This window comes from Rhodococcus sp. LB1 (genome assembly GCF_001583455.1).
Classification (GTDB): domain Bacteria; phylum Actinomycetota; class Actinomycetes; order Mycobacteriales; family Mycobacteriaceae; genus Rhodococcus_F; species Rhodococcus_F opacus.
Genome location: NZ_LTCZ01000260.1, coordinates 1 through 11,506, shown reverse-complemented (window position 1 = coordinate 11,506; position 11,506 = coordinate 1). Strand labels below are relative to the sequence as shown.

Sequence of the window (11,506 nt, the reverse complement as noted above, 5' to 3'; positions counted from 1 at the left end):
CGCCGACCTCAGTGGCGCCGGCGCCGCTCTCGGCACCGTGACCCAGGTCGGTCCCATCGTCACCGTGCTCATCGTGGCGGGTGCAGGGGCCACCGCCATCTGCGCAGACCTCTCCGCCCGCACCATCCGCGAAGAGATCGACGCGATGCGGGTGCTGGGCATCAATCCGATCCACCGCCTGGTCGTGCCACGAGTGCTGGCGTCGACCGTCGTGGCGCTCCTGCTCAACGGGCTGGTCTGCACCATCGGCATCCTCGGCGGCTTCGTCTTCTCGGTCTACATCCAGGACGTCAACCCGGGTGCGTTCGTCAACGGCATCACCCTGCTCACCGGATTCGGGGAGCTCGTGATCTCGGAAGTCAAAGCCGGTCTGTTCGGCATGATCGCCGGCCTCGTCGCCGCCTACCTCGGCCTGAACGTCAGGGGTGGCGCGAAGAGCGTCGGTGACGCCGTCAACCAGACCGTCGTGTTCTCGTTCATGGCCCTGTTCGTGGTCAACGTTCTCGTCACCGCCGTCGGCATCAAGCTGACGGCAGGGTGATCGACATGGTGGTGGAGTAGATGGCACTAGCGGCGGCCGGGCGCTTTCCCCGAACTCGCAAACGGTTCGCGTCGGCGTCCCGCTCGATCGACCGGCTCGGTGAGCAGGCGCTGTTCTTCGCGCGTGCCATCGGATGGGCGCCCCGCGCCCTGATGCACTACCCGAAGGAGACGCTGCGGCTCATCGCCGAGATCAGCATGGGCACGGGTGCTCTCGCCGTGATCGGCGGAACGGTCGTCATCGTCGGCTTCCTGACCCTGTTCACCGGCGGCACCATCGCGGTGCAGGGCTACAGCTCGCTCGGCAACATCGGCGTCGAAGCCCTCACCGGCTTCTTCGCGGCCTTCATCAACGTGCGTATCGCGGCGCCGGTCATCGCGGGCATCGGGTTGGCGGCCACCATCGGCGCCGGCTCCACCGCCCAGCTCGGCGCCATGCGCGTCTCGGAGGAGATCGACGCGCTCGAGACGATGGCGATCCCGTCGATCCCGTACCTGGTCAGCACACGTGTGATGGCGGGGATGATCGCCATCATCCCGCTGTACGCCCTGGCGGTGATCGCGTCGTTCATGGCCAGCCGGTTCGCGACGGTGGTGCTGTACGACCAGTCGTCCGGCGTGTACGACCACTACTTCTCGACGTTCCTGATACCCACGGACATCCTGTGGTCGTTCGCCCAGGCCATCGTCATGGCGATCGCGATCATGCTCATCCACACCTACTACGGTTTCAACGCCTCGGGCGGCCCGGTCGGCGTCGGTGTGGCCGTCGGCAACGCGGTGCGCTCCTCGCTGATCGCCGTCGTCACCGTCACCCTGCTCATCTCGCTCGCCATCTACGGCGGGTCCGGCAACTTCAACCTTTCGGGATAGGAGTGCCGGTAGATGACTGATTCGGGTGGGAAGAAGAAGCTCGCGGCACTCGTCCTCGTCGTGAGTCTTCTCGCGATCATCGGTGTGTCACTGGCCATGTTCAACGGAACCTTCAGCGAGTCCACGCCCGTCACCGTCACGTCGGATCGCTCCGGGCTGGTGATGGAACCCGACGCCAAGGTCAAGCTCCTCGGCGTCGAGGTCGGCCGCGTCGGCTCCATCGAGCACGTGACTGACGGCGCCGAGCTGAAACTGGCGATGTACCCCGACATGATGTCGCTGATTCCCTCCAACGCGACCGTGGAGATCAAGTCCACCACCGTGTTCGGCGCCAAGTACGTCAACTTCGTGATGCCGGAGAACCCGGCGTCCACCCATCTCCAGCCGGGGGCGGTCATCGCGTCCGACAACGTCACGGTCGAGTTCAACACGGTCTTCCAGCACCTGTCCGACGTACTGACCCAGGTGCAGCCGGAGAAGCTCAACGCCACGCTCGGTGCCATCTCCTCGGCGCTGCGCGGACGCGGCGAAGAACTCGGCGCCCTGCTCGAGCAGAGCGACAGCTACCTGGCGAAGATGAATCCGAGTCTCCCTCAGCTGCAGGAAGATCTGGCGAAGGCCGCGCAGGTCACCGACGTGTACGCCGACACCGCACCGGATCTGCTGCGGGTGCTCGACAACGCGACGGCCACCAGCGCCACCGTCGTCGACGAACAGGACAACCTGGATGCCGTGCTGCTCAACGTCACGGGGCTGGCCGACACGGCGAACACCGTGCTGACCGAGAACGAGCAGAACCTGAACTCCTCTCTCGACCTGCTGCTCCCGACGACGGATCTGCTGGCCGAGTACTCGCCCGAGATCTCCTGCTTCATCGTCGGCCTGAACAACGTGATCCCCCTCGCCGAACAGCTCATCGGCGGCAATCAGCCGGGTATCGCGCTGAGCGCCAGCTTCATGTACGGGCAGGAGCCGTACACCTATCCGAAGGACCTGCCGAAAGTGAACGCGACAGGTGGGCCGAACTGCCACGGTCTTCCCAACCCTGATCTCAGCAAGCATGCGAACTTCGTCGTGGCCGACACCGGAACGGTGCCGTTCGTGCCGTCGACGGAAGTCCAGGTGCACCTGCCCAAGGTGTTCCAGCTGCTGTTCGCGGGTGTGTACCCCGGGCAGGGTGGGCAGTGACTGTGCGAGCGACCACGGTCAAACTGCTGATCTTCGCGACGGTGATGTCGGTGATCTTCGCCGGACTCGCCCTGGTGTTCAGCCAGTACCGGTTCAGCAGTTCCGACGGCTACCACGCCACGTTCACCGACGTGTCCGGGCTCAAGCCCGGCGACAAGGTGCGCATCGCCGGCGTTCCCGTCGGCGCCGTCGAGAAGGTGAGCATCGACGACGACAATCTTGCCGACGTCGATTTCACCGTCGACACCAAGTACTCGCTGTTCGACGGGACCAAGGCCACGGTGCGGTACGAGAATCTCGTCGGCGACCGGTACATGGAACTTCTCGAAGGTGCCGGATCGGTGGAACCCCTGCCGGACGGTGGATCCATCCCCGTCGAGAACACCTCTCCCGCACTCGATCTCGACCTCCTGCTGGGTGGGTTCAAACCGTTGCTGCGGGCACTGGACCCGCAGCAGGTCAACGACCTGTCCCAGGCCCTCGTCCAGGTGTTCCAGGGGCAGGGCGGAACGCTCGTCTCACTCCTCGGCAGCACGAGTTCGTTCACGAACACCCTGGCCGACCGGGACCAGTTGATCGGCGAGGTGATCACGAACCTCAACCAGGTCCTCGGCACCATCAACGACCGCGGCGACCAGTTCCGGTCGACGCTCGACCAGTTGCAGCAGTTGGTCAGCGGGCTCTCCCAGGACCGCGATCAGATCGGTGACGCCATTCCCCGCATCGCGGGGGCGACGGGGGATCTCGCGAATCTGCTCGAAGGTGTGCGGCCGCCGTTGCAGAGCACGATCGCCGAGGCCAACCGCACTGCAACTCAGCTCCAGGCGGGGGAGGACGACCTCGACTGGGTGCTCCAGAATCTGCCCGACGCCTACCGGAGGCTCATCCGCATCGGCACGTACGGCAGCTTCTTCCAGATGTACGTCTGCACGGTCAAGTTCAAGTTCTCCGGCCCGGACGGATCGGATCTGCTCCTCAACATGCCGGGCGGTCAGACGGCAGGGAGGTGTGCACCGTAGCCATGAAGCGCGAACGTAATCCCGTACAGGTGGGAATCATCGGTGTCGCCATCGCGAGCATGATCGTGATCGCCACCCTGCAATACGATCAGCTGCAATTCCTTTCGGGCGGAACGCAGTACTCCGCCTACTTCGAGGACGCGGGTGGGCTGATGACCGGCGACACGGTGACGCTCGCCGGCGTGGACGTCGGGAAGGTCGCCGAGGTCGAACTCGACGGTCAACACGTGCTCGTCACGTTCACGATCCAGGACGGCGTCGCCCTCGGCGACGCCACCGAAGCGAACATCAAGACGAACACCGTCCTCGGGCGCAAGTCTCTGGCCGTCACCCCGCTCGGGTACGACACGATGCCGGTGGGCTCGACGATTCCGTTGGAGCGCACCAACTCTCCGTACTCTCTCAACGACGCGCTGGGCGATCTGTCGACCACCGTGTCCGAACTCGACACCGACGAGGTCAACAACGCGTTGAACGCGATGTCCGGCGCTCTCGAGAACACACCGCCCGAGTTGCGCACCGCACTGGACGGCCTGTCCCGCTTGTCGGAGAGCATCAATTCGCGGGACGAGACTCTGCGACAGCTGCTCTCGCGTGCCGAGAACGTGACGGGAATCCTCGCCGAGCGCAGCGGGCAGATCAACTCGCTGATCGTCGACGGGAACCAGCTGTTCGGCGAGCTCGACCGTCGCCGTACGGCGATCAGCCAGCTGATCGTGAACATCTCCGCGGTGTCCCGGCAGCTCACGGGACTGGTCCAGGACAACGAGGAGCAGATGAAACCGACGCTCGACAAGCTGAACTCGGTGGTCGACATCCTGCAGCGGAACAAGGACAACATCTCGCAGGCTCTCGACGGCCTCGCGCCGTACGCCACTCAGCTCGGCGAGTCGGTCGGTAGCGGTCCGTTCTTCATGGCGTACGTCTACAACATCGGCATCGGCAACCTGTTCCAGGGGCTCAGCGACGCGGTGACCTGGCCGGAGCATCTCCCCAACGACCTCCAGGCCTACCTGCAGACAGGTCCGTCCATCGAGCTGAGGGAACCGCCGCGATGACGACGAACCCGGAAATCACCAACACGCGGAAGAAGTGGCTGATCCGCGGCGGCGTCGCCGCGGTCGTGGTGGTGCTGATCGTCGGCGCCGCAGTGATGTTCGTGCCCAAACTCTTCCAGAACACGATCACCGCGTACTTCCCGGCGACCACCGGGCTGTATTCGGGTGACGACGTCCGCGTCCTCGGTGTGAAGGTGGGGACGATCGATTCGATCGAGCCCGGCGCCGACTTCGCGCGGGTCACGATGAACGTGAAGAAGAGCGTCGAGATTCCGGCCGACGCGAAGGCCGTCATCGTCGCACCCAGCCTGGTGTCGGGACGGTTCGTCCAGCTGACACCCGTGTACGCGGGTGGGCCGACGATGGGCGACGGTGCGAGCATCCCCGTGGAGCGCACCGCCGTCCCGGTGGAGTGGGACGAGATCAAGACCGAGCTGAACAAGCTGTCGGAGGCGCTCAGACCGCAGGGCGCGGACCCGCAGGGCTCGCTCGGCACGTTCATCGACACCGCCGCCGACAATCTCGACGGCAACGGAGAGTCGTTGCGGAACACGCTGCGGGAATTGTCGGAGACCATGCGGACCCTGTCCGACGGCCGGACCGACCTGTTCTCCACCATCCGCAACCTGCAGACGTTCGTGGCGGCTCTGTCGTCGAGCAACGAGCAGATCGTCCAGTTCGAGGGCAGGCTCGCTTCGGTGTCGAACATGCTCGCCACCAACTCCGACGAACTCGGAACCGCGCTGAACGATCTCGACATCGCGCTCGGCGACGTCAACCGGTTCGTCGTGGAGAACCGGGCAAGTCTCAGCGAACAGGTCGGCCGCCTGGCCGACGCCACCCAGGTGCTCGCCGACAAGAGGCCGCAGATCGAGCAGGTGCTCCACGTCGCGCCCACGGCGCTGGCCAACTTCAGCAACATCTACAAGCCGGCGCAGGGATCACTGGTCGGTGCGGTCGCGATGGCGAACTTCGGGAACCCCGTGAACTTCATGTGCGGTGCCATCCAGAGCCTGCAGGCCAACGAGGCGAACCGGAGCGCGGACCTGTGTACCCAGTACCTGTCGCCGGTCCTGAACTCGCTGACGGCGAACTACCTGCCCATCCTCACCAACCCGACGACGGGTGTGAACGCATTCCCCGACCAGATCGAATTCACCCCGCCGAGTCTCGAGGCCTCCGTACCTCCGCGGTCCGCGCCGCCGATGACCGGGACCCTCGCCGGGATGCCGACCGTCGCCGTGCCCAAGGACCTGAACGATCTGTTGCAGCCGGGAGGTGGGCGATGACGAAGCACACACGGGTGCGTCGCGGCGCCATCGCAGCCGTGGCGATCACGTTGTCCCTCACCCTGACCGGGTGCGAGTGGGAAGGGCTGAACTCGCTTCCCCTGCCGGGCACCGAGGGGCAGGGCGACGACGCCTACACGGTCGAGATCCAGATGCCCAATGTCACGACGCTGTCGCAGAACTCGCCGGTCCGTGTGAACGACGTGACGGTGGGTTCGGTGACGGGCATCGACGTGCAGGACTGGCACGCACTCGTCACCGTCTCGATCAACGGCGACGTCCAACTGCCCGCCAACGCGACCGCCAAGATCGGCCAGACCAGCCTTCTCGGCTCGCAGCACCTCGAACTGGCTCCGCCGACCGACACCGAGCCCGAGGGCAGGCTCGAGGACGGCGACGTGATCCCCATCGAGCGGGCGGGCGCCTACCCGACCACCGAGCAGACGTTGTCGTCACTGTCGGTGGTGCTCAACGGTGGCGGCATCGCCCAGATCCACGACATCACCCAGGAACTCAACGCCGCACTGGGTGGCCGGGAGGACTCGATCCGAGATCTTCTCCCGCAGCTCGACCAACTCGTCACGAGCCTGGATCAGCAGCGCGGAGACATCATCGGCGCGATGGAGGGACTCGACCGGTTGGCGGGTACCGTCAACGAGCAGAAGGCCACCCTGGACGCGGCGCTGGACGGCATCCCGCCCGCGCTGGAAGTGCTCGTCACCCAACGGCAGAACCTCACCACCGCACTGGTCGAGGTGGGCAAGCTCAGTGACACCGCTTCCCGGCTCGTGGAGAGCAGCGGCGAGGAACTGAAAGCGAACCTGGCAAACCTGACACCGGTGCTGCGTGAACTCGCCAACTCGGGAAGCGCGCTGACCGAGGTGCTGACCCTGATGCTCACGTACCCCTTCCCGATGAAGACGATGGACAAGGCGATTCAGGGCGATTACGCGAACCTCATGATGACGGTCGACATGACCAACGAACGCGTGGACAACAACTTCCTGACCGGAACCGGCCTCGGCGGATCGCTCGGCGGCGTCGAGGGCGCCGTGGGATCGCTCGCCGGGGTGGCCGGGCAGTCGGGCGATCCGCTGCAGGCACCCCTGCAGCCGGCTCCGAAGCCGGCACCCGCACCGCCGGTGATTCCGGGGCTTCCGCAGATACCCGGACTGCCGCAGATACCGGGCCTTCCGCCGCAACTGGGAGGGGCGCCGACACCATGAGAATGACGAGATTCGTTCGCATTCAGCTGATCATCTTCTCGATTCTCACCGTCATCGGGCTCGTGGTGATGTCGATCCAGTACGTGAAGGTGCCGGTGCTGTTCGGCGTCGGGCGCTACGAGGTGAGTGTCCGACTGCCGTCCACCGGTGGGCTCTACTCGCACGCCAATGTCGCCTATCGAGGCACCAACATCGGTGTCGTCGAGAACGTGACGCTCACCGGCGACGGTGTGGAAGCGAAGATGTCGCTCGACAGTGACTACAAGATTCCGGCCGACGTCGACGCGGCAGTCAAGAGCGTGTCGGCGGTCGGCGAGCAGTACGTCGATCTGATCCCCCGGGACGGCGCCGCCGAGGCCGACGGCCCGTACCTGGCGAACGGCGACGTGATCCCGTTGGATCGTGCCACCATTCCGCAGGACGTCGGCGAGATGCTCGACCAGGCCGACGAACTGCTCGCGAGCATTTCGGACACCAGGTTGCAGACGGTGATCGACGAGGCGTTCACGGCGTTCAACGGATCGGGCCCCGACCTGCAGCGGCTCATCGACTCGGCCCGGTTGTTCGTCGAGGAAGCCGACGCGAACAGCGACGCGACGAAGGCCCTGATCGACCAGGTCGGCCCACTGCTCGACACCCAGACGGTCAGCAGCGACGCCATCCGGTCGTGGACCCAGGACCTGGTGACGTTCACCGACCAGTTGCGGGCGAGCGACCCGAGCCTGCGGTCGGTGCTGGAGAAGGGCCCGGGAACGGCGCAGGAGGCCACCCAGCTGTTCCAGGACCTGCAGCCGACACTGCCGATTCTGCTGCGGAACCTGGTGAGCGTCGGCCAGGTCGGGGTGATCTACAACAAGAGCATCGAACAGGTTCTGGTCATCTACCCGCCCCTGACCGCGGCGCTCGTGACGGCGGCGACGGGCGGGCCGGTGGAGGACGGCGCGATCGTCGACTTCGCGCTGCAACTGCACGACCCGCCGGCCTGCACGACGGGATTCCTGCCCCCGGAGCAACGCCGGTCGGGAGATCAGACCGACCCGATCGCGACACCGAACGACTTGTACTGCAAGGCCGCTCCGGACGACCCGGCCGTGGTGCGTGGCGCGCGGAACCTGCCGTGCATGGAGTTCCCGGGACGTCGCGCGCCGACGGTCGAGGCGTGCCGCGAGGGCTGGGAGGCATCGGGCAACAACCCGCCGTACGGGCCGATCATGCCGCCGGATGTACCCTCGTACACAGCCGTTCCGAGTTCCTACGAAGGTGCCGCGGGTGCACCGGTCGCGGCCGTGCCCTACGACCCGGCCACCGGTAGCTTCATTGGTTCGGATGGAAAGACGTACACCCAACCGGATCTGGCGGTGCAGGGAAAGGACTCGACGTGGCAGACGATGATGACAGGTCAGCAGATTTGAGTTCCAGCACAGACGAGCGCGCAACAGACTCCGCGGAGCAGGCGACCGAGCAGACACCCGCGGCGAAGGACCGGAGCAGGCGAAGGGCCGTCCGGCACGCGGGCCCGCCGGTAGGGGAGACCGAGGCCCCGAAGCCGGTGGTCCTCGCCAAGCCGGTGGACGCGAACGCCGCGCCCGAGGCGGAGAAGGTCTCGAAAACGAAGGCCGCGTCCCAGGACGCTCGGCCGCTCGACGCACCGAAGCAGCGTCGTCCCCTGAAGTCGCTGCTCGCGTGGGGCGTTACCGCGGTGGTCGTCGTCGCACTGGTTGTCGCGGCGGTGGTGCTGCTGCTCGCCCAACAGTCCGCACGGGAACGGGACGATCGCCGTCAGGCCTTCGTCGACACAGCCCGGCAGACGGTGCTCAACCTGACGACCATCCATCCCGAGACCGCAAAGGAAGACGTCGACCGGATCATCGCCGGCGCGTCGGGTCAGTTCCTCGAAGAGTTCCAGGGCCGTGAGGATCCGTTCGTCGGTGTCGTCCAGGACGCGAACGTGACCACCGAGGGCGAGGTCGTCGAGGCGGGCGTGGAGAACGGGAGCGAGACGTCGATCTCGGCGAACGTGCTCGTGGCAGCGCGGACGATGGTGAGCAGCAAGGAACAGCCGGACCCCTCGCCGCGAGACTTCCGGATGCGGGTGACGATCAGCGACGTCGACGGCAAGTTGACCGCATCGAAGGTGGAGTTCGTCCCATGAGCGAGAACAACGAAGGCAAGCGAAAGTTCGCGATCACCAAGCAGGCAGCGCTGAAGATCGCGGCCGCGGTCGTGGTGGTTGCGCTCGCCGTCGGAGTGGGCTTCCTCTGGTACGGCCACCGGCAGGATCAACTCTCGGAGCAGGCGCGCATCGACGCCGTCGACGCCGCGGGCAAGCAGGCGGTCGCGATGCTGGCGTATGACTTCGCCGACGTCGACAACCAGTTGGCTGCTGCCGCAGACGGACTCACCGGTTCGTTCCGCGACGACTACACCACACTCGTGCAGGAAACCATCGCGCCGGGCGCCAAGGAGAAGCAACTCACCGTGCAGGTGTCGGTGCAGGCCGCCGCGCCCGTGTCGACGACACCCGACGAGGCGGTGGTGCTGCTGTACCTCAACCAGACGACGACGAGCGCGGACGCCCCCGACGCCCGAACGTCGGGCAGTCGCGTGCGGGTGTCGCTGCAGAAGGTCGACGACCGCTGGCTCGTCGATCAGCTGACCCCGGTGTAGGGGTGCCGGACACCACGCCGACTGTGGCGGAACTCCTTGCTGCCGTGGGGCGTTCACCGTCCGCGGTCGCGGTGCACGACCGCGCCGCGTGGGTCGGACTCTTCTCGGACGGCGCTCGGGTCAACGACCCGGTGGGCTCGCGGCCACACGTCGGTACGGCGGCGATCGAACGGTTCTACGACACGTTCATCGCCCCCAACTCGATCACATTCCAAGTGAAGCGGGACGTGGTGTGCGGGATGTCCGTGGTCCGCGACCTCGACCTCGAGACCCGGATGTCGACGGGAGTGGTGCTGACGGTGCCGATGCACCTGCGCTACGACCTCGTGGCGGAGTCGGGTGTCGTGGCCGTCGATGCGTTGTATGCGCACTGGGAACTGCCCGTGATGATCGCCCAACTGGCCAGGGCGGGGTGGCGGGGCGCGGCCGCGTCGGTGAAGCTGGCGCCGCAACTTCTCTCGAATCAGGGCGTCCTCGGTGCAACAGGTTTCATGCGAGGGCTGCGAACAGTGGGGCGTCCGGGTAGGAATGCCGCCACCGGATTTCTGGTCGCCGTCCGGCGTCGGGACACGGCCGCGATGTCGGAGAGGCTTGCTCCCGGTGCGGTTCTCGAGCTGTCCCCGGGTACCCCGCTCTCGCTCGCTCAGTTCGCGGAAAGTCTCGGTGAACTGCAGTGGAGCAAGATGATCGTGGCGGGGCGCGCCGTGACCGCATCCGTGCGCGCGGCCGCGTGGGAGGGTGTGGCCCTCCTGGAGTTCGCGCACCGATCTCACGAGATCTCACGAGTGCGAATGTTCGTCGAGACGGTCACCCCCTTCGCAAAATGAAACAAGTTCTAGTACTGTCGGGGTCCACTGGCCGATTGCCGACGCACGACGCTGCGTTGCGGGGCCACAACCGAACGGGGAGTCGTCGATGAAGGTTGCAGTAACCGGCGCCGCGGGATTCGTGGGCAACAATCTGCTGAATCTGTTGGTCGAGGCGGGGCGCGAGGTGACCGCAATCGACCGCGTGCGTTCCCGGTACGCACCCGAATACGGGGTCACGTGGGTGAACGCCGACGTGCTCGACGTCGAATCCATGAAGCGGGCGCTGGACGGCACCGAGGTGGTCTACCACCTGGTCGCGATGATCACCCTCGCCCAGAAGGACGACCTGGCCTGGGCCGTCAACACCAAGGGCGTCCGGACCGTCGCCGAAGCCGCTCTCGCCGTGGGTGTTCGGCGGATGGTGCATTGCAGTTCCGTGCACTCCTTCGATCAGAGCAGTTGCGGCGGAACGCTCGACGAGAATTCGCCTCGATCCGTCGACGCGTCGATCCCGGTGTACGACAGGTCCAAATGGGCGGGCGAGATCGAACTCCGCGAGGTGGTCGAGGCCGGGCTCGACGCGGTGATCTGCAATCCCACCGGGGTGTACGGGCCCGTCGACTACGGACTGTCGCGAGTGAACGCGTTGCTGCGCAACGCCGCTCGCGGCCGCGTTCCCGCGGCAGTGCAGGGCGGTTTCGACTTCGTGGACGTCCGCGACGTCGCCGCCGGACTGATCGCCGCCGGGGAGAAGGGCCGGACCGGTGAGAACTACCTGATCTCGGGGCACATGCTCGGCATGCACGATGCCGTGAGGAGGGCTGCGCGTGCGGCGGG

At 66.1% G+C, this 11,506-nt stretch carries 12 protein-coding genes; all 12 read left to right on the top strand.

The window, feature by feature from the left end; all coding sequences use genetic code 11:
- Positions 1-541 (top strand): ABC transporter permease (locus tag AZG88_RS28775; RefSeq protein ID WP_061699843.1); only part of this gene is annotated, 541 nt, incomplete at its 5' end.
- Positions 542-561: 20 nt separating this feature from the next.
- Positions 562-1,413: an MlaE family ABC transporter permease gene (locus AZG88_RS28770; protein ID WP_005244538.1), complete on the top strand. Its 852-nt coding sequence runs from the start codon at positions 562-564 to the stop codon at positions 1,411-1,413.
- A gap of 12 nt (positions 1,414-1,425) precedes the next feature.
- Positions 1,426-2,601, top strand: coding sequence for an MCE family protein (locus AZG88_RS28765; protein WP_005244537.1), 1,176 nt, complete (start codon positions 1,426-1,428; stop codon positions 2,599-2,601).
- Entirely contained in the window at positions 2,598-3,620 is a 1,023-nt protein-coding gene (locus AZG88_RS28760) for an MCE family protein (protein WP_005562660.1), read from the top strand. The genes AZG88_RS28765 and AZG88_RS28760 overlap by 4 nt, the downstream gene beginning before the upstream one ends.
- Positions 3,621-3,622: 2 nt before the next feature.
- Positions 3,623-4,678, top strand: coding sequence for an MCE family protein (locus AZG88_RS28755; RefSeq protein ID WP_005244534.1), 1,056 nt, complete (start codon positions 3,623-3,625; stop codon positions 4,676-4,678).
- On the top strand, positions 4,675-5,967 hold the full coding sequence (locus tag AZG88_RS28750; protein ID WP_061699842.1) for an MCE family protein: 1,293 nt from the start codon (positions 4,675-4,677) through the stop codon (positions 5,965-5,967). Before AZG88_RS28755 ends, AZG88_RS28750 begins: the two co-directional genes overlap by 4 nt.
- Entirely contained in the window at positions 5,964-7,193 is a 1,230-nt protein-coding gene (locus tag AZG88_RS28745; RefSeq protein WP_061042256.1) for an MCE family protein, read from the top strand. The genes AZG88_RS28750 and AZG88_RS28745 overlap by 4 nt, the downstream gene beginning before the upstream one ends.
- The gene (locus AZG88_RS28740) at positions 7,190-8,605 is read left to right on the top strand and encodes an MCE family protein (protein WP_005244531.1); all 1,416 of its coding nucleotides are present in this window, start codon (positions 7,190-7,192) and stop codon (positions 8,603-8,605) included. The genes AZG88_RS28745 and AZG88_RS28740 overlap by 4 nt, the downstream gene beginning before the upstream one ends.
- On the top strand, positions 8,602-9,345 hold the full coding sequence (locus AZG88_RS28735; RefSeq protein ID WP_025431833.1) for a hypothetical protein: 744 nt from the start codon (positions 8,602-8,604) through the stop codon (positions 9,343-9,345). Before AZG88_RS28740 ends, AZG88_RS28735 begins: the two co-directional genes overlap by 4 nt.
- A complete protein-coding gene (locus AZG88_RS28730; RefSeq protein ID WP_005244529.1) occupies positions 9,342-9,860 on the top strand; it encodes a hypothetical protein in 519 nt (172 codons plus the stop codon). Before AZG88_RS28735 ends, AZG88_RS28730 begins: the two co-directional genes overlap by 4 nt.
- A gap of 2 nt (positions 9,861-9,862) precedes the next feature.
- The gene (locus tag AZG88_RS28725) at positions 9,863-10,687 is read left to right on the top strand and encodes a nuclear transport factor 2 family protein (protein WP_061699841.1); all 825 of its coding nucleotides are present in this window, start codon (positions 9,863-9,865) and stop codon (positions 10,685-10,687) included.
- Positions 10,688-10,775: 88 nt separating this feature from the next.
- On the top strand, positions 10,776-11,506 hold a 731-nt coding region (locus AZG88_RS28720; protein ID WP_061699840.1), incomplete at its 3' end, for an NAD-dependent epimerase/dehydratase family protein.